15 protein-coding genes and 1 pseudogene are annotated in these 20324 nt (G+C 46.0%); 13 read left to right on the forward strand and 3 right to left on the reverse strand.

Annotation, left to right across the window (positions count from 1 at the left end; all coding sequences use genetic code 11):
* Positions 1 to 60: 60 nt before the first annotated feature.
* From V8F51_RS30145 to V8F51_RS30175, 7 genes are all read left to right on the forward strand, one after another.
* Positions 61 to 243 (forward strand): twin-arginine translocase TatA/TatE family subunit, encoded by a 183-nt coding sequence (locus V8F51_RS30145; RefSeq protein ID WP_337104206.1) that lies wholly within the window; start codon positions 61 to 63, stop codon positions 241 to 243.
* 177 nt (positions 244 to 420) lie between these two features.
* Positions 421 to 2229, forward strand: a complete 1809-nt coding sequence (locus tag V8F51_RS30150; protein ID WP_337104207.1) for a cache domain-containing sensor histidine kinase — start codon at positions 421 to 423, stop codon at positions 2227 to 2229.
* The gene (locus tag V8F51_RS30155) at positions 2222 to 3799 is read left to right on the forward strand and encodes a response regulator (RefSeq protein WP_337104208.1); all 1578 of its coding nucleotides are present in this window, start codon (positions 2222 to 2224) and stop codon (positions 3797 to 3799) included. Before V8F51_RS30150 ends, V8F51_RS30155 begins: the two co-directional genes overlap by 8 nt.
* A gap of 178 nt (positions 3800 to 3977) precedes the next feature.
* Positions 3978 to 5408, forward strand: coding sequence for a carbohydrate ABC transporter substrate-binding protein (locus tag V8F51_RS30160; RefSeq protein ID WP_337104209.1), 1431 nt, complete (start codon positions 3978 to 3980; stop codon positions 5406 to 5408).
* 97 nt (positions 5409 to 5505) lie between these two features.
* Entirely contained in the window at positions 5506 to 6384 is an 879-nt protein-coding gene (locus V8F51_RS30165; RefSeq protein WP_337104210.1) for a carbohydrate ABC transporter permease, read from the forward strand.
* 16 nt (positions 6385 to 6400) lie between these two features.
* Positions 6401 to 7255, forward strand: coding sequence for a carbohydrate ABC transporter permease (locus V8F51_RS30170; protein WP_337104211.1), 855 nt, complete (start codon positions 6401 to 6403; stop codon positions 7253 to 7255).
* Between the two features lie 36 nt (positions 7256 to 7291).
* On the forward strand, positions 7292 to 8725 hold the full coding sequence (locus V8F51_RS30175; protein WP_337104212.1) for an alpha-L-fucosidase: 1434 nt from the start codon (positions 7292 to 7294) through the stop codon (positions 8723 to 8725).
* A gap of 110 nt (positions 8726 to 8835) precedes the next feature.
* Here the strand turns inward: V8F51_RS30175 and V8F51_RS30180 are convergent, their stop codons facing one another.
* Positions 8836 to 9705: an AraC family transcriptional regulator gene (locus tag V8F51_RS30180; RefSeq protein WP_337104213.1), complete on the reverse strand. Its 870-nt coding sequence runs from the start codon at positions 9703 to 9705 to the stop codon at positions 8836 to 8838.
* A 148-nt stretch (positions 9706 to 9853) separates the two neighbouring features.
* Between V8F51_RS30180 and V8F51_RS30185 the strand changes: the two genes are divergently transcribed.
* The 6 genes from V8F51_RS30185 (at position 9854) to V8F51_RS30215 (ending at position 15499) form a co-directional block, all read left to right on the forward strand.
* The gene (locus V8F51_RS30185) at positions 9854 to 11410 is read left to right on the forward strand and encodes a HEAT repeat domain-containing protein (RefSeq protein ID WP_337104214.1); all 1557 of its coding nucleotides are present in this window, start codon (positions 9854 to 9856) and stop codon (positions 11408 to 11410) included.
* Between the two features lie 210 nt (positions 11411 to 11620).
* A complete protein-coding gene (locus tag V8F51_RS31635) occupies positions 11621 to 12334 on the forward strand; it encodes a DUF5713 family protein (RefSeq protein WP_442956515.1) in 714 nt (237 codons plus the stop codon).
* A gap of 44 nt (positions 12335 to 12378) precedes the next feature.
* The gene (locus V8F51_RS30200; protein WP_337104215.1) at positions 12379 to 13380 is read left to right on the forward strand and encodes a DUF3137 domain-containing protein; all 1002 of its coding nucleotides are present in this window, start codon (positions 12379 to 12381) and stop codon (positions 13378 to 13380) included.
* A gap of 57 nt (positions 13381 to 13437) precedes the next feature.
* Positions 13438 to 13881, forward strand: coding sequence for a cell wall hydrolase (locus V8F51_RS30205; protein ID WP_337104216.1), 444 nt, complete (start codon positions 13438 to 13440; stop codon positions 13879 to 13881).
* Between the two features lie 247 nt (positions 13882 to 14128).
* A complete protein-coding gene (locus tag V8F51_RS30210) occupies positions 14129 to 14635 on the forward strand; it encodes a hypothetical protein (RefSeq protein ID WP_337104217.1) in 507 nt (168 codons plus the stop codon).
* 222 nt (positions 14636 to 14857) lie between these two features.
* Complete coding sequence (locus V8F51_RS30215; RefSeq protein ID WP_337104218.1) at positions 14858 to 15499, forward strand: HAD family hydrolase; 642 nt, start codon at positions 14858 to 14860, stop codon at positions 15497 to 15499.
* Positions 15500 to 15584: 85 nt separating this feature from the next.
* Here V8F51_RS30215 and V8F51_RS30220 read toward each other — a convergent pair.
* Together V8F51_RS30220 and V8F51_RS30225 are read right to left on the reverse strand one after the other, a co-directional pair.
* Positions 15585 to 15962 (reverse strand): annotated as a pseudogene (locus V8F51_RS30220) (hypothetical protein); the annotation flags it as partial.
* 88 nt (positions 15963 to 16050) lie between these two features.
* Positions 16051 to 20280, reverse strand: a complete 4230-nt coding sequence (locus tag V8F51_RS30225) for a sulfite reductase subunit alpha (protein ID WP_337104219.1) — start codon at positions 20278 to 20280, stop codon at positions 16051 to 16053.
* Positions 20281 to 20324 lie beyond the last annotated feature (44 nt).

The following is a 20324-nucleotide window of genomic DNA, read 5'->3' on the forward strand; positions in this document are numbered from 1 at the left end:
ATGTATGTAACAGCTCTGTTGGTTAACTTTTAGAACGAAGCACGATGGAGGTGTAAATGTATGCCGATGAATATTGGAGTAACCGGAATTGTATTGCTTGTCATTTTAGGATTGCTACTTTTTGGACCATCGAAATTACCGCAATTGGGAAGGGCAATAGGGACAACATTATCGGAGTTCAAAAGAGGTGCCAAAGGATTAATCGACAAAGAGGATAAGGCGGAAGACAACAAAGACAACTAACCAATCGTAAAGAAATGACCTAGGCAAGGAACCAGACCTCACAAGGTCTGGTTCCTTGCCATTTGTTATGAATAGCATCCTTCAATCGAATATCATTTCGATCTTGTCAATCGATCATCCAACTGGTAACCTTAACAATTAATTCATACTCCAATCCTATTAGAGAAGGTGCCAGCTATGTCGCAACGTTTCTCACTTCCCAGCTTCAGGGAAGCTTCCTCCATTCTTAGGCAGCTTTCCATTAAGCATAGGCTAATAGCCGCGTTCTTGATCACTTCATTGCTGCCCGTTGCTTTCGTCGCTATTTATTCCAATGTGAAATACGACTCCTCGATTACGAATAAGATTAGTGCCTCCTCCATGCAAATTCTAACCGAACTTAACAACAACGCCGCTCGCGAGCTGAGCCAATATGAAACACTTAGCGAAACGATTATTATGAATAGGTCGATTCAAGGCGGACTACCCAAATTTGATACCCTGTCCGACTACGAGAAAAATGAGCTTAAAACTCAAATTAACAATGAGCTGGGACAGCAAATATTCCGCCTCAGCAACATTTCCAACGTGGTCATCTTAACGAAAGACAGCCAATCCGTATTTGACCTGGGCTTCGAGTGGTATCCAGACATCGAACTGAACAAGATGGTGGAGCAAGTCAACGCTTCATCGGGAAATGCTTTATGGACCTATCTGCAATCCAATCGCAGCGCCAATCGAATCGCTCTTACTCGTGCAATCTACGCCGAGGATAATCTTAATCTTATAATCGGTTACGTTATTATTATCATTGATGAGAAGGTATTCTCACGGAATACGTACGAACAGACAGATTTAGGGATGGGAAGCCGCATCTACATTTCCGATTCGAACGGTGTTGTCATGTCCTCGATTAATAAGGATATTCCGCATGGTTTGGCGTTTGAAGGGCAAGCCGTATTCGATAAGGTTACAGGAGATCGCAGAAACGAAGCCTTCTATGCGGAGGTAGATGGGGAAAAGATGCTCGTCGTCAGCTCCTATATTCGATCCGCAGAATGGTACCTGATCGGACTTGTTCCCCATTCCTTCATTATTGCGGAGTTAAACGATATGCGAATCGATATCGTGTTCATCTGCATTGTCACTTTACTGTTAAGCGGTATTCTGGCCATGTGGATTTATTACAGCATACATAGTCCGATGCGATCCTTGCTGCAATATGCGAATCAAATTCGATTAGGCCAGTTGGAGACCAAGCTAGGGAAGTCCGAGCCGGATGAAATGGGCAAATTAACCGAGACGATCGACCGGATGGTCGAGCAGCTCAAAAATCTGATCTACCAGGTTGAATCGGAGCAGCAGGCGAAGCGAGAGGCCGAGCTAAAAATGCTGCAAGCTCAAATTAATCCCCATTTCTTGTTCAACACGCTGAATTCACTCAAGTGGAGTGCGATGATGAGCGGCAACGAAGCTGTGAAGCAAGGGATTGAATCCTTGTCCGAGTTGCTGCGCAACACCATTCTTGTGAAGGAAGAGCTTGTTCCGCTCGATGTGGAAATTAATAATCTATTGCATTACGCAACTATACAACGAATTCGATATGGAGATTCGTTCAAGCTCTCTTTTGCCATGAGCGATGCTGAGTTATATACCTACCTGGTACCCAAATTCATCCTGCAGCCGATTGTGGAAAATTCGATTCTGCACGCGGGAACCGAGGATGGCAGCAGGGTGGGCATTCATGTGGAAGGCAGCAAGGAGGGCAATTTCCTTAAGATTCGTATAGCGGATGACGGCAAAGGCTTCGATATGAATGAGGCGAATGCCCGCAAATCTTCGACCCACTCCAAGCTGTCTGGAATCGGAATAACCAACGTGGACGAGCGAATACGGATCCATTTCGGCAAAACCTACGGTCTAGTCACCCAGAGCGTGCTGCGTGAAGGAACAGAAACGGTTATTACGTTGCCTATTTTAACAAAGGATGGTCAAAGCCATGTATAAAATCGTAATTGTTGATGATGAAATGATCGTACGCCACGCTGTCAAAACATTGATTCTATGGGAGAGCAGCCGCTTCGAATATGCAGGTTCTGCCGCAAACGGGATGTCTGCCTTGGAGCTTATAAATAGAACAGGGGCGGATATTGTCATTACGGATATCAAAATGCCCGAGATGGATGGCTTGGAGCTTATTAAGCGGTTAAAAGCTGACGGGTTCAATGGCGAGGTGCTTGTGTTAAGCAATTACAATGATTTTGAATTGGTAAGGGAAGCATTGAAATGCGGTGCTTATGACTACATGCTTAAGCTAACTTTGAAGACGGAGAGCTTTATGCAGAACTTGGAGGAAATAGCGGTTAAGCTGGATGGCAGAAGAGTGACATCTGGAATAGCTTCTGAGAGAGAAACGGCAAATCCTGTGGTGAACGCCAAAGATCAAATACCGAATAAGCTTCGACTCATGGATTCGAAGACCGCAACTTCTTCCTCTTGGAGCAGGAACGAGCTATTCGAGCAAGGCAGCCGTGTGTACTCGTTCGTGATTATGTTGGATGAGGCGATTGAGCATGGACTTCCACTTGCGGATGACTTGCACAATGTGCTGGAAAAACTGGTAGACGGTTTATTCCCGGGGAGTGATTGGACCTATATCATCCCTACGGAGCCGAGGCGCTTCTTGCTCGTTATCCGTTATTCATTGAATGGCACTACTGCTGTGCCTGAGGAACTGGCACGCCGATTGATTAATCTCGCATTGATGTATTACAGCGTGCAGATTAGCGTGATTTATGGTGCCGTTGCAGCAAATGAAGAAACGCTAGCATTGGAGATGAGCCTGAGCAGACAGGCAGAAGACCTGTTGTTTTATACACAAATACTACAACGTTGCTTGTCCAATAAAGAGGTGGGCAGTGACGGGGATAAAGCTTTCTGGCTTGCAGAGAGCAAGCTCCGCGACAGCTTCCGTACGCCGAATGCGGCCGCTATTGATCTATGGGCAGAGAGTGCGCTTGCGCTTATTGAGATCGCCGCGAAGCAGCATATTCATCCGCCTATATTAAAGCGTGCGCTAAACGGGGGGATATGGAGCGTTGCTCATGCAGACTTGATGAGTGCGGATGGCGGCAAGTGGGAGGAAAAAACTTGGCTGGAGAAGGTGGACGCAGCGACTTCAGACTCGCAGCTGGAGGAAATCGTGCGAAGCTTATTCGACGAAATTGTCCAACGGACAGGCAAGCTAGCTCCCTTATTGGCCAAGAGGGAAGAGGTACGCCATGCGATCAGATATTTGGAGCAGCATTACGCGGAGCGGGTTGTCATACTGGATGTTGCTGCCCATGTTGGCCTCTCGGAGCCTTATTTATGCCATGTATTCAAAACCGAAACCGGTCAGAGCATTCTAACTTATTTGAACGAAATCCGGATGAATAAAGCGCATGAGATGCTCAGCTCTGGACAATATCTGGTGAAGCAAGCAGCAATTGAGGTGGGCATTCCCGATCCATTCTATTTCAACAGACTGTTCAAACGACATTATGGATACGCTCCCAAACATGTGAAGAGATCGTAAGCCGCTACCGCAACCTATAACCTGCACGATTTTAAGATGTGTCCAAAAATGATCCGGAAATGAAAAGCAGAAGCGCTTATCTCCATTGAAATCGTCCATGAACTTCATGTCTTTTGTTCATTTGGCTAACATCTCTTGAAGCTTATAATGAGAACACAACAGTTAAGGGGGTCAAGAAATGAAACAAAAGAAATGGTTCACTGCGGGCGCGGCTTCTGTCGTGGCACTATCGGTACTAGCGGGATGCAGCTCGAATGGCAATGCGAATACGAATACGAATAACGCCTCTCCAGCTCCGACGGATTCTGCCGTTACGGCTAGCCCGGTCGAAGAAGGCAAAACGTTTGAGAACAAGGAATTGAACGTAGCGGTATTCCAAGGCGGTTATGGGCGTGAATATTGGGACACGGTTGCCGAAGATTTCATGAAGGACTATCCCGGCACGAAAATTACGATTACGGCAAGTCCCAAAATTGCCGAGCTTGTCCGTCCTAAAATTGTAGCGGGGAACCCGCCGGATTTCATGTATATAGCGGGAAGTGACAATACGCCTCTGCTAAACGGACTTATTAAGGATAATGCATTGCTCGATCTAACGGAAGTGTTTAACGAGACGACCGAGGAGACAGGCGCGCCGCTCAAGGATAAAATTTTGTCAGGCGTTCTAGAATCACGTTCGAGCTCCCCATACGGTGACGGCAAAGTGTATCTCGCGCCTTACAACTTCGCTGTAATGGGCTTGTGGTATAACAAAACGTTATTCGATGAGAAAGCCATTGCTCCACCTAAAACATGGGATGAATTCATCGCGGCTACTGCGACGGCGAAGGACAATGATCGGGCTTTATTTACGTATCAAGGTCTGTATCCAGGTTACCTGGAGGAAATGATCGTTCCCGCAATCTACAGCGCTGGCGGTCAGGAGGCGATGGATCAGTTCTTCAACTTTGATCCGGAGTTCTGGAAGAGCGAAACGTACAAGAAAGTTTGGGGCATGCTGGAGCAGCTGGCTACTTTAGACAACGGACTAATGAAGGGCACAATCGCGCTTAATCATACGCAAGCACAAACGTCATTCATGCAAGGCAAAGCGATGTTTATTCCGAATGGCACTTGGTTCGAGGACGAGATGAAGGATGCTCCGCGCGAAGACGGCTTCCAATTCGGATTCCTTGGCGTACCGGCTCTGGAAGCCGGCAAGCCAGTAACGGTGTTCACCAACGTGGAGCAGATGGTCATTCCGGCAAAGGCCAAAAATCCCGAGCTGGCTAAAGAGTTTTTGAAATACTTGTACACCGATAAGAGCGTTAAGCTGAACGCCGAGAAGTCCAAAGGCGTGCTTGCAGTCAAAGGCGCTCCAGACATGGCGAAGGACTTTATTCCTCTAACGACTTACAACGTGTACAAAGCGGTAGACAGTGGCATGTTCGCCATTAATGGAACGTTCCAATCCGTGGCAAAGGGCAGTAAATACAACCCAAGCGATGAAGTCTACAAGCCGATTTCTTCGATCATGAATAAACAGATGAGCCTTGATGAATACAGCGAGAAGCTCTATAAAATTTACGAAGACATTCAGAAGGAACTGAAAGAAAACGGAGAACAGTAAGCAGACGCTAATTGACCGGAAACCTGCCGCGTGTTTGGAAGAACCCGGCAGGTTTTTCTGCATCTTAAGGAGAGAAAGGGCTGAAAAAAATATGAATATGAAAACAAGAAGGGGATTTTTCATCGCAGCCTGCTTGCTTCCCGGGCTCGTGTTATTTTTCCTGTTCAAAGTATATCCGACCGTTCAAATCTTTCAGAAATCGCTTTATCAATGGACCGGCGTAGGCGACGAGCCAAAGTTCATCGGCTTAAAAAACTTCGCAGATATGTTTCAGGACGATTCCTTCCTGCTCGCTCTTCGCAACACGGGATTTCTGATGCTTGTTGTGCCTGTGCTGACGCTATTGATCGCGCTTGTGAACGCGTCCTTATTAACGCAATCGAAGCTGAAAGAACGAAGCTTCTACCGAACCGTCTTCTTCTTCCCTAGCATATTATCGTTCGTCGTCATCGCGATTCTATGGTCGTTCATCTACCACCCGACGATGGGCATCGTCAATTCGGGACTAGAGCTGTTAGGGCTCGGCGATTGGGCGATGGCATGGCTCGGCGATCAACGAACGGTGCTCTGGGCGCTGGCCGTTACCTTGATCTGGCAGGCGGCGGGTTATTACATGGTTATGTATATGGCGGGCATAGACAGCATTTCGCCCGACTTGTACGAGGCGGCGGGGCTCGATGGCGCTACTCGTCTGCAGCAGTTTTTGTACATCACGATTCCTATGCTGTGGGAAATCATTCGGGTTACGATTATTTTCAGCATCAACGGGGTTCTCTCGATCAGCTTCGTCATCGTATCCATTATGACGGCAGGTGGGCCGGATCGGCATTCGGAGGTCGTCATGACTTACTTGTACAGCCAAGCTTTCACGAATTCGAATTTCGGTTATGCGATGGCGATCGGCGTCTTTATCTTCATTATTTCCTTGCTGCTAGCCTTAATTAGTAATAAATTAACAGAGAGGGGATCGAATTAAGATGTCCGTTCACCATATGACTATTTCTGCGAAAAAGAAGTCTTCATCAGGCATCGGAAAGCTGGTTCTCAGAATCTTTTTGCTCATTCAGGCTCTGGTCGTCTTATATCCGCTGCTATGGAATGTGCTTGCCTCTCTGAAAACGAATGCCGAGGTTATGGAAAGCCCATGGTCGCTCCCTTCCGCACTGAACTGGGATAACTATGTGCGGGCATTCACGACCGCCAAGATCGGCGATTATATGCTCAATTCCGTTATCGTTGTTATCATGTCGATGGCGGTATTGCTGCTGACTGCGGTTCCGACTGCTTATGTGCTAGGAAGAATGAGATTTCGCGGTCGTTCGTTTTTGACTAATTTCTATATGGCGGGCCTCTTCATCGGCGGTGTCTATATTATTGTTCCCTTATTCATGATGATGAACGACCTTCACATGCTCGACAATCGGTTCTGGCTTAGTGCCGTATATGCGACAGGAAGCTTGCCATTCTCGGTCTTCCTATTGACGGGCTTCATGAAATCTATTCCCCATGATTACGAAGAAGCGGCGATGATTGACGGCTGCGGTTATTTCGGCACGCTGTTCAGAGTCATAATGCCTATGGCTCGCCCTGGCATCATTACGTTGATCGTGTTCAGCTTTTTCGATTTCTGGAATGAATACGTACTTGCTATGACCTTTATAACCAGCGATGCGAAAAAGACGATACCGATCGGTCTATCCAATCTAATGGCGATTCAGCAATATGCAACGGACTGGGGCTCGCTATTCGCCGGTCTGGTTACCGTCCTTGTACCGACTATCGTCGTGTATGCCCTGCTTCAGAAGAAGCTGACGCAAGGGATGATGCTTGGCGGCGTGAAGGGATAGTCGTATCGGGACTGCAAATTAAAGGAGGCGGCATGTGTGGGAGTTTCGGTTATTGAGGCAGCGCAGATTAAACCATCGGAACGTCAATTATCGTGGCAGAGGCTGGAGTTCTACGGTTTTATCCATTTTACGGTGAATACCTTTACGGATCGTGAGTGGGGAATGGGTGATGAAAGCCCGGACATCTTCAATCCTACGGAGTTGAATGCCGCTCAATGGGTAGAGGTGTGCCGGTCTGCAGGGATGCAGGGTGTCATTCTAACCTGCAAGCATCATGATGGTTTCTGTCTATGGCCGAGCGAGTATACGGAGCATTCGGTCAAAAATAGCCCTTGGAAGAACGGTCAAGGGGATTTGGTTCGGGAAGTGGCGGATGCCTGTCATGCGGCGGGGCTGAAATTCGGCATTTACGTCTCGCCATGGGATAGACATGAGCCCAGCTACGGTGACTCTGAATTATATAACAGCTATTTTGTAAATCAATTGCGCGAGCTGCTAACCGGATATGGAGAGCTGTTCTGCGTTTGGTTCGACGGTGCTTGCGGCGAGGGGCCCAATGGCAAACGACAAGTCTATGATTGGGATGCCTATTATGAGGTGATACGTAATCATCAACCGAATGCGGTTATATCCGTGTGCGGTCCGGATGTGCGTTGGTGCGGCAATGAAGCAGGAAATACCCGCAGTCAGGAGTGGAGCAGCGTACCTGCGACCATGCGAGACAATGAGAAGATTCAGGAGAGCTCGCAGCATGTTGATGACGGTGAATTCGCGAAGCGTATCGGATCGCAGGAAGAGGATCTAGGCAGTCGAGCCATTCTTGCGGAAGCGGAACAAATGATATGGTATCCTGCCGAGGTCAACACATCGATTCGTCCAGGCTGGTTCTATCATGCGAGCGAAGATGAGTTTGTGAAATCACTCGATGAATTGACGGATTTATATGAGCGGACGGTAGGCGGGAATTCCACCTTTTTACTAAACCTCCCACCCGATACGAGAGGACTTATTCATGAAAACGATGCGCGCCGAATGCGTGAGCTTGGCGAGCGGATTGAAGCAGCCTATAAACATAATCTAGCAGATGGAGTCCAGGCATTGGCAACACATGAGAAAAATGCGAGCCATAGAGCTGATCGTGTAACGGATGGTCAATCCTCTACCTATTGGTGCCCGCCCGAAGGGCAGGAAGAAGCTCAATTAACAATCGATCTTGGAAGCGAGCAAGCCTTCGACCGAATTGTGCTTCAGGAGTATGTCTCTGAGGGGCAGAGAATAGAGGCGTTCCAGTTGGAATGGCAGGATGGCGACGTGTGGAGAACGCTGTATGAAGGCAACATCGTTGGTTATAAACGGATTTGCCGGTTTGAGGAAGTTACTGCGCAGCGTATTCGACTTGTCATCTTGCAGTCTCGCTGGTGTCCGACTATTAGTCAATTCGAAGTGTATGCAACAGGACTCGGTTTGTAATGCCGTGAATATTTAACCTAATTAATAATTAGATCATGTGGAGAATAGAGAGGAAGCCGGCAATATTGCTGGCTTCCTTTTCATTATATTGCTAGCACCATGGTGTAACGCTATCTTCCGCTTTCGCGGAACATTTGAGGCGATATGCCGGTATATTTACGGAACGTTCTGGAAAAGTAATGCACGGAGCTGAAATGATATTTGTCCGCGATTTGCATAACGCTGAGATTAGAGGAGAGCAAATCATCTTTCGCGCGACTAATGCGGTAATGATTCGTGTATTGGATCGGCGATAAGCCGGTCGTACGCTTAAATAGATCAAAGAAGTAGCCTCTACTTACACCGATCTCATCCGCGTAACGATTCAGCTCAATATCGGTGCCGCTCAGCAGCTCGGCTTCAATTCGCATCAGCAGCTTACTGATTCTAGGGTCTGGGATATAGGAGTCTTGCAGGGAGAACGCAAGGAATTGTTGGATGAATTCGCTAAAATAGCTCTGAGCCGACATGCTGCGCAAAAAAGTCCGTTCATTCGTATGTTCGTTAGAGATGAAGCTCCGCTGCAGCAGATCTGTCCAGCTTAGCAGCGAAGCGCCTACGTTTGCGATTTCTGGAAGCGGGTAAGGAAAGGTCTCGCCGAGAAGATCCGTTCGCAGCAAATCCCGTTCATAGCAGATCGGGGCAGACGTTTCTCTAAACGCCTCCGTGCGGTCGATGTAATACCAATCGAAATAGCAGCAAACATGCGTCATCGGCTCTTCCGTGTCCGCAATCCAGTCATGCAATTGACCGGGTTCCATATAGACCATCATGCCCGTTGAAGCTACGTAATCGATGCCACGCAGACGCAAGATGCCTTTTCCCTCGGTGATGAAGTAAATGGAACTCGAGTATACGTATCGATTAAGGCTGGCCTGTCCACGGTAGAACGGATATTTAGTGGCGTAATAAACATACGGGTGGAATTTAGAAAAATCCATCACGTTAATGCTCCCTTTCTTATGCTCAATAGGATACTAATTCACCTGACTATTGTGCAACTATCTGAATGTAAGCTAAATACAAATGAAGCGCCCCCATGTACATTAAATATATCACATATTCCTATTGATGAAGGGGCTGCATTTAATGTCGAATGAGTTGAATTTGCTGAATGACAAACAAATGATTCAGTTTATTACGCAAGGATATGTTGTTCTTCAAAATGATTTACCGGAAGAACTGCATCGAAGCGTGATGAATCAAATCGATTTCGTCCTCCAGAATGAAGGTAATCCCGGCAACAATATTTTGCCTCGCGTACCTGACATTCAAAAGTTTTTTGAAACGCCGGTAACGAAAGGCGCGTTGACTAGCGTCCTGGGACCTGACTATTATATGCATCCTCATCGCCATATGCATTTCAATCAGCCGGGTAACGGGATGCCGGGAGGCGGGCAATGGCATAAAGACGGCTTTTGGTCATCCATGCGCAGTCATCGTCCGTGGTGGGTCATGATGTTCTACTATACACAGGATATTACGGAAGATATGGGTCCGACGGCAATTATGCCTGGCTCCCAATATAATGAGAATTATCCGAACCAATCGGCTTTGCTGCCGACAGGAAAAGCGGGTACAATTGCGCTCGTTCACTTCGATCTGTGGCACAAAGCTTCGCTGAACACGTCCAATATTGACCGTTACATGCTTAAATTCCAATTTGTCCGTCTATCCGAGCCGAAGTCTCCAAGCTGGTGTCATGCAGGCGCGCTTCCAAGCTTCCCTGCCAACGTGCCGGATGCCCATCTGAATTTATGGAATGATGTGTGGTACTGGCTCAAGGGAGAGGGAGGCACGGCGAAGACGGCTGTCGGCGATGAATCGGAAGTGCCTGCTTTGATCGAGGCTTTATCAAGCGAGGATGAGGTCATCCGCAGCCAAGCTGCCGACAAGCTCGGCATCGTAGGTAATGCCGCAGCGTCAGCCGTTCCGAAGCTGACGGAGCTTATTCACGATTCGTCCGAGAATGTGGCATTGAATGCCGTCTATGCGCTTGGACATATAGGGGACTCAGGAACAACGGCTTTGTTAAAGGAAGTAGGAGAAGGATCCGAGTTAACGGCACAGCGAGCAGCCTATGGACTTCAAGCTTCCGGTAAAGACGCCATTCCTGGTCTGGTTCAATTGCTTGCGCATGAAGATGCCAATAGAAGGGCTCTAGCTGCATTCGTGCTAGGGATGCTTGGATCGGCAGCATCATTCGCAGTTCCCTCGTTAATCGTCGCGTTGAATGACGCAAGCGAGTGGGTTCGACGGAACTGCGTCGAAGCGCTAGGGATGATTGCTGAGCCGACGGACGAGACGGTACCGGCATTAGTTCGTACGCTCGAGGAAGCGGTGGCACGGGAGTCTGTGTCCATGGATAATGACAGTAAAGACTCTTATGTACACGATCAAGCGTATATTTCGAACAAAATTGCTTATACAGCGGCGTTATCGTTACTGCGGATCGGGAAATACGGCGACGCGGATCTCGTCATAGAAGGCCTTGTTGCAGGGCTGCAAAGCCAGGACCGGTATGCGAGAGCCTACTCCTTCGAGGCACTGACAGCGATACGCACAGCTAAGGCGGTAGATGTGCTGATTAAGCAATACCGGGCTGCGCGATGGTGCCCGGACACTCATAAAGCAAGTGCATTTTAATAGCTAGTAAGTGATATCAAAAACCGGCCGCATCGCGCATGCAGCCGGTTTTCTGTTTTGTAGAGTTTCGAGGGCGGCCCCCATTCCATAGTGACCACTAGCCATTTGTTTAATAGGTGAACTATACTAAGTGAAACGATTGTTACAAATGTGGATTCTCCTTAGTTAAGGATTATAGTTACCATTTTTCATACGAAAAGAGGCAGCGTGATGGACAAGGATTATATTGCACAACTTATTAGTTGGCATCAAGAAGACGAACACGAAAAAATAGTAGAGAGAATCATGGAAATCCCCCAATCAGACAGAGATTATGAGACGATCAATTTATTGGCAAGAGCTATGAATAATCTGGAACGTTACGACGAAGCCCTGCAACAGCTTTTGACGATTGCAAACCGAGGCGAGAATGACCCGCTTTGGCATTTTCGTGCAGGTTATTCCTACTATTATCTTGAGCAATATGAAGAAGCAATTAGAGAGTTCGAAATGACAAATAAGTTAGATCCAGACGATAGCGATAATTTAATATTTTTGGCAAGGAGCCGTAGTCATGCAAATGTTGCAGATCCAATCAAACCTCTTGAGCTAAGCAAACAAAACAATGGTAATACGTCATTTGAATATTTGAAAGATATGTATATCGATAACTATTTCCCTAATTTTCTTGTGGATAAAGTCAAAGCTGAACTTGTTAACGTAGTTGAATTTTTGGAACAAGGAAATCTAGATATTGAAGAGATCCAATCAAAGTTTGATCTCGCGATCCAGGCGATCAATGATCTTGCAGAAGAGTTTGACGAAAATGACAGCGAAATTGAAACAGTAGCAAGAGAATCAATTGCTCAAACCGTTGCCAATATTTTAACCTATTTTAAGATCCAAATAGACACAGAAGAAGCCATTCGTGAACGTGATTGGTAGTATCAGTGTGAAACTATTATAAATCCAATAAAGGATGGTCGCTCATGCTCCCAACGTATGAAGAAGTTTCACGGCAGCTTTCAGGAACGGATGGCTGGCATCAACTCGATAAAAAACGGAATTTCTACATAAAAATGCGAAGTCTAATCTGGCTAGCTGGAGTTGCTATCTCCACAATAGGAATTTGGTTGTTCTGGCTGGTATTTATCGTAGAGCCGGACATCCCCGAGAATGAGTCAGAAGGCGCGATTTACGCTGTGTTCGCCCTAATTGCAATGATGTTGGTCGGCGGGTATGTCATATGGCTTGGCAACCGCAAAATGCACAAAAAATATAGCTATCACTACAAGAAGCTGATCGTACCTGAACTTGTTACAAGACTGATTAAGGAAGCATCTTATTCTTCGAATATTGCAAATGCCCGTTACAGTTGCGACTACAAAATAAACGAGGGAATTCCTTTGGCGCAACTGCAGGCTTTTCCGATGTTTAAGGTGATTAAGGACTCTCATAAATCGAAGGGGGAGGACCTATTTGTCGGCACACTCGGCGTGACGGACTTTCAGATGGCCGAAATGAAAATTTGGGAAGTGACGGAGGATCTGGATTCGACCAGTAAGATCCCCTTGTATACGGGACTTGTCTTTATTGCCGATTTCAATAAGGATTTTAAAGGCACGACCGTTATTCAATCTAGAAAAGGCAAATACACGGCTTTGAAGGTATCGGTTGGTTCTAAAATAAAAACCATGAACGAAGCGTTTGATCGAGTGTTCCGGATATCAACCACCGACGAAAGAACGACAAGCGATTTGCTGCCCGTTCCGATGTTGGAACGACTGATCGCTTTATCCAATAAATTTCCCGGTAAAGCAATCTCAATCTGCCTGCACGATGGTAAGTTGGCGCTGGCCATTCATTTTGTCGATTACTTTGAAACGAACGGACTTATACCTTTGGACGCAGGCGCCATTCAAAATACATACGATGAAATAAAATCAATGTTCGAAATTGTCGAATTGTTAAGCCTGAATGACCGATTATAGTAACACTTAGGCTTCACCTACAATATGATGAGTCTAGAAATCTAAAGAGGTGAGCCAATGGCAGTTGTAAAAGCCAGAAGTCAGGATATCGATATGTTGGCAAGGTTGCTTCGGGCCGAAGCTGAGACCGAAGGCGAAATGGGCATGCTCCTTGTCGGAAACGTTGGTATTAACCGAATCAGAGCGAATTGCTCCGATTTCAAAGAGCTCCGGACAATTCCCCAAATGATTAATCAACCGCATGCGTTCGAAGCTTTGCAACACGGTATGTACTATCAAAGCGCTAGAGATAGGGAGCGCCGTCTGGCGCAGCGCGCCGTAAACGGCGAGCGGAATTGGCCAGCCAAATACTCCTTATGGTATTTCCGTCCAGGCTCGTTCGAAAATCCCGGACCGTGTCCGCCGACTTGGTATAATCAGCCGCTCGCAGGACGTTGGAAGAAGCACTGTTTCTATGAACCGACCGCGGAAGAATGTGAAAATGTTTATAACACGTTATAATTAGGTTCTTGACCACACTTTTCTATATCTAGCTATCGATTAACACAGAAACATCTTCGATTTATTGTTGGAGGTGTTTTTTTGTTGAGCTGAAAATTTATGTGACAGGCCTCAACTTAATTTCTCTTTATTTTTCTCCTATTAAAACCGATAGTAATAAAGGTAGGAAATGATTGTAAAAAGAGGAGCGAATTAAATGTCCAATTGGGGAAAAAGGAGCTTATACATCATCCTGTGTCTAGTCACGATGGTTGTATTCGCAGGTTGTGGAAAAGAGAAATCCGATGAGGAAAAATTGAAGGAACAGGTAGAGGAAGCTTTTAAGGATGCGGGTTTACAGCTCGATTCTTCAGCACAAACGGATGAAAAGCCAACTGTTGAATCGACATTAATGGAAGTTAACAACTTCGTTATCGGGGATATATGGAACGATGGGCTTGTTAACATCAGCCACTTTGCTTACAGTGGAACTGATTCGACGGGAAATACAATGGATATTGACTTCACGATCCAGCAACTCGGCAAGGCGATGGAAAAGAAAGCAGAATACGATACGTATATCCAAGGATTAGATTCTAAGTATGATGAAGTGAAACAACTATGGGCGAAGGTTACAGGCGAGATTGATACTTTGTATAAGCAACTTCAGGATAATCCTCCTACAGCTAAAGACGAAGCTTACGAATTTGATACCGGATTGTATAAGCAGTACAGTGATGCTTTCTCGAAAGCAGTAGGCGAACTAAATCAATAATAATTTTAGCAAGCTTATTCGTTTGCAGGTAAGAATTAATCACTTGGAAAAAGCTAAATCCAGTACCGCTCAGGTACTGGGTTTATTGTTTATAGGGCTTCTATTTTATGGTGATAATTAGTTCCATTTGAATTAATATGGAAAATAGTTAAATGGCAATGGGTGATCAATAGCGCGTGACTGCACGCATGGTTGACGCAGCTGACAAAGGAGAACGAAACAATGAAAAAGTACATACTCTTCGATCATGATGGTGTTCTGGTTGATACTGAATATTGGTATTACAAAGCGGGAGAACGCGCTCTGGCTGACATTGGATTTACCTTGGATAAAGAACAATACCTCCGCGACATGACCCAGACATTGGGCACATGGTCACAAGCTATAGCGGCAGGCGTCGATGAACAGACAATCAGCAAGCAGCGTGAGGTGCGCAACGCCTACTATCAGGAATATCTAAGAACAGAAGCTATAGAAATTGAAGGTGTAGTTGAAACGTTAGCCGAACTGTCAATGCACGTCCGCATGGCCATCGTGACGACTTCCAAACGTGTGGATTTTCAGCTTATTCATGAACAACGTCAGATTACACAGTTCATGGATTTCGTCCTTGTTCGCGAAGACTACGAGCGCACCAAGCCGCATCCGGAACCGTACTTAACCGGACTAGAGCGCTTCGGAGCGACCAAAGAAGAGACTCTGGTTGTAGAGGATTCAAACAGAGGGTTAAACTCTGCCGTTGCGGCTGGTATCGACTGTGCAATTATTCACAATGACTTCACAAAAACACATGACTTTTCACAGGCCAGCTATCGAATCAAGTCTTTGATTGAACTAAAGGAAATTATCCTGAATGTAACATAGAACGTATTATCGTCATCGTGAATGGAGGGGCAGTGGAAGAAAGGAACCATGAACGGTTGTTGGAGCGTACTGCGCGAAATAACCGGCGACCTCCGACTACTGCTGCTTTGCTTATCCCGTATTTTAATATAATGCTTTGAACCAAATCAGATTTATTCAACGACTGAATTTGTTGAATGCTAAAGGTCTCGGTAACCCAAAGATCCAAGTTATAATGATCCACAATAGTTTTTAAATACTCAGTTAACCCATTACTTGCAATGTAGATCGAACAACCAATATCTTTTAAATGACTGAAAACTTCCTTTACATTAGGATATAATGCACCTTTCCCGCTTTTTATATTTTCAATTAATCTTTCTAGAAAGTAGGCATCAGTGAGTTCTCTTATTTCGATGGAATGATTTGGTAACAGCTCTTCCCAGACTTTTGGCAACGGAACGCCCATGATTTCACGGTATTTACAATAGGCGTTTCTGCATTTTAACATGGACTAGGTGATAACAGATATGGTTTATACATAGGAGTAGTGAGCAAATGGTTGAAACTGATCAATAAACATCGCGTGCATATCTTTTCGATTGAGCCATTTCTTTCACGTATTGCTCAGCCTCTGCAGTGTTTTTTCCCCCGTGTTGCTGGATAACTTGCTTTAGCGCTGCATCAACATCCTTGGCCATTCGGCTGGCATCGCCGCAAACATAGAAGTAAGCACCTTCTTGAAGCCATGCCCATAATTCTGCTCCATGTTCGATCATACGATGTTGAACATAGATTTTTTCTTCCTGGTCTCGGGAGAATGCAGTATCTAATCGAGTTAGCAGACCCTCTTTCTGTAAAGCCTCCAGCTCCTCTTTAAAGTAGAAATCAAATTCGGAACGTTGCTCGCCAAAGAATAGCCAATTTTTCCCCTTTGATTGAGTAACTTTTCGTTCCTGCAGGAATCCACGGAAGGGACCGACACCAGTGCCAGGACCAACCATGATTATTGGTACATCTGTGTTGTTCGGAAGATGGAAATGGGATGTCTTCTGGATAAAGATAGGTATCTTAGACGTTTGATCCGTGCGATCGGCAAGGAAAACAGAGCAAACACCTTTTCTTTCCTTCTCATTGAACGGATAGCGTACAGTAGAAACCGTAATATGAACTTCATCCGGATTAGCTTTATAACTTGAAGAAATGGAATACAGTCGTGGCTGTATCGGTTTCAACATTTCAATGAACTCATTAGGAGTAACGGATAATGGAAACTCTTCTAATAAATCAATGATCTGACGCCCCCATAACCACTGCTGAAGCTCTTTACTGTTCCCAGTTTTCAAGAGATGGCCGAGCTGGTCGCTATGGATTCGATCATGAACGGCTTGTAGAATGCCTGGCGTAATACGGGTAATATCGTAATGATGTATTAAAGCTTCTCTTAATTGAAGTTCTCCGAGACCCTTGACAGTTACCAGTTCCGCTGGACGAAGATTAACGGCATGCAGCACTTCATCAGCGAGATCGGGACTGTTAGTCGGCCATACCCCTAGAGCGTCGCCAACCTCATATTGAATACCTGAATTTTGTAGATTAAAAATATAATGGCGTGTTTCTTTTTCCGAGTGATCTCCGCTTAATCGTTGGTATGCAATAAGGGCTGTCTGGAATGGATTATTTCTATTATAAAGGATCGATTCCTTTGTCGCGGAAATGGATTGTGCCGTTTGAGCCAGTTCGCTAATACCTGGAGAAGTTTCTTTTTCATTAAGTGACTTTACTAATGAGGTCATCCAGGCTTGAACTTGATCCAGAAAATCCGTATCGCAATCGACCCTCGGAATAAGCCGCTGAGCTCCAAGCTGCTCGAATCGAGTATCGAGATTTCGCCCGAATCCACAAAATTGATCATAATTGGAATCGCCGAATGCGAGTACAGCAAAACGTTGCCCCGCTAGTTGAGGTGCGTTGTCCGCTTGAAGTGATCGCCAAAAGTTCTCGCCATTATCTGGCGGATCACCGGCTCCGAACGTACTTGCGATACAGATAACAAGCTGTTCTTGTGGAAGTTTATCAAAAGAGTAGTTATCCATACTCATTAGTTGTATTTCATAACCTAATTCCTTTAACTTATTTGCACAATTGCTGGCTGCTTCTTCCGCATTTCCGGTTTGCGAAGCCCAGAGCACAGTGATCCGCAAAGCTTTTGAAGTATCCGACGCCATTGATGGGGAGGGAGGTTCAAGTGTAGCCTGCATGGAATGTGCGGCAATTTGTAAGGAATGATCAGCTTGAGGCAAATACGTTCTGGAGAACATTCCAGCAAGCATGCCGTCCAGCCAGAAACGCTTGGTTGCTTCGAGAGGCGCAGTTGGAGGCAATACGGGAACACCAGCAGCGGCTCGTAGCTCGTCGGTACGCAAGCTCGTAATAAATCCTGAGAGATACAATTTCTCATGACTATCCAGTGTCATTGAGGACATAGATTCAATGCCCAGCATAGAAGCAAGGGTATCAACTTTAGCCATGTAAATAACCTCCTTATGGACGTCGTCAACAACGTCAATTGATGAATGAAACGATTGGGAAGTACTTTCATCGGGGGAATTAGCATCTACATCCTCTGTAGAGGCGGCTACGCGAACTAGTGACACAGCACAGTACTTGAACTCAGGTTGAAATGATATTGGATCAATTGCGTCATTGGTAACATCATTAATAGCCAAATTTGCTCCAAAAACGTCATTCCAATGAAAGGGGGCAAAGCAGTTTCCCGGTCGGACTCTATCGGTCACAACGGCTGGTAATATGGCAAGACCGCGTCGTGAGCGTATTTCGATTCGATCACGATCATCAATGCCAAGAATGGCGGCATCTTCGGGATGAATCTCTACAAACGGGCCAGGGTTAAGTTTGTTCAGTTTTGCAATCTTACCTGTTTTCGTCATCGTGTGCCATTGATGCTGCAAACGCCCTGTATTCAAAATAAACGGATAATCCATATCCGGGAGCTCAGCAGGCGGTAAATACGGCCGAGCCAAGAAAATGCCTTTGCCGCTTTCCGTTGCAAATACGATTCTAGGGAGGCTACCGTCTTCCTTTACTTTTAAGGTTTGGCTAATACCATTATTCAAGTAGCGAATTGGATTGCGATCGGAAGTACTGTCCGGGGCACATGGCCACTGAATTGGCGTATCGCGAAGCCGATCGTAGGAAGCGCCTCGGATATCGTAGCCGGTTTTTGGATTCCAAGCTTGTTGAATTTCTCGGAAAACGTCTTCTGCCGATGTATAAGTAAAAGCATCGGAATAACCCATTTCACAAGCTATTCGTGCAATAATCAACCAATCCGGTAAGGCTTCACCTGGTGGCCGCACCGCTTGTTGCATCAAAGATAAGTTTCGTTCTGAGTTAATCATCACACCTTCAGCTTCCGACCATAAAGCACCCGGGAGCATGACATCCGCATAACGATTCGTCTCGGTATCAAAAAAGGCATCTTGCGTTATGACGAGTTCAGCGGCTTCTAAGCCAGCAATAACGTTTTTGCGGTTAGGGACGGTTGCAACCGGATTTGTGCATATGATCCAGCAAGCTTTGATATCTCCGGATTGCATATTCTGGAACATGGAGACCGTACCTGTACCTACTTCTGTTCGGAGCGTTCCCTTTGGCAGCTTCCACAAGTCTTCGATAAAAGCTCGATCTGACTCGGCGAATACAGAACGTTGACCCGGCAAACCGGGACCCATGTAACCCATCTCGCGGCCGCCCATCGCATTTGGCTGGCCGGTAAGCGAGAAGGGGCCGCTGCCTGGCCGGCAAATCTTGCCGGTAGCCAGATGCAAATTGCATATGGCATTCGTATGCCAAGTGCCATGCGTGCTTTGGTTTAAACCCATTGTCCAGCAACTCATCCATTCCGGGGATTCACCGATCCATGCTGCTGCTTGACGGATATCGGCCTCGGGGATGCCGGTTACTTCCGCAACCTTGTCAGGCGGGTAATCCTCGAGGAACTCAGGCATTTCCTCCCAACCTGAGGTGAATTCGGCGATAAATGCAGAATCAGTAGCATTGTTTTTTACGATGAGATGCAGAAGACCATTGAGAAGGGCCAAATCGGTTCCGGGCTTGATTTGCATAAATAGGGAAGCTTTATCTGCCGTCGTATTCCGACGTGGATCTACGACGATGAGCTTCGCTCCTGCTTTCACGCGATCCATCAAACGCAGAAACAATATCGGATGACAATCAGCCATATTGGCGCCAATGACAAAAAACAAATCACTTCGATCCAAATCCTGATAAGATCCTGGTGGACCGTCTGCTCCTAGCGATAGTTTATATCCGCTGCCAGCGCTTGCCATACATAAACGAGAATTCGATTCAATGTTGTTTGTTCCTACGTAACCTTTGGCTAATTTATTGATAAGGTACTGCGACTCTAGGGACATTTGGCCGGATACGTAAAAAGAAATAGCATCCGGACCATGTTTTTCTAAAATAGATCGAAGTCCTTTAGCTGTTTTACTTATCGCTTCATCAATGTTGATCTTTGAAGGATCGCCTTTCCGAACTGTACGTTCATAGGCGTATTCCATACGGCCGGATTCCGTTATTGCTTCCGCGCAGGTATTGCCTTTCGTGCAAAGTCTCCCAAAATTCGTTGGATGCTCTTTATCGCCAGTCACTTTTACAACGCGGTCATTTGCTACTTCCAACACGATTCCGCATCCAACACCACAATAGGGACATACGCTTTTCACTGATTTCGTTATCATTCGTTTCACCGCCATAATTGAAGCTTCTAAAGGATGTTAATCAATATTAAATCAATCTA

Origin of the sequence: Paenibacillus sp. YIM B09110 (assembly GCF_037167145.1) — a bacterium.
GTDB lineage: Bacteria > Bacillota > Bacilli > Paenibacillales > Paenibacillaceae > Pristimantibacillus.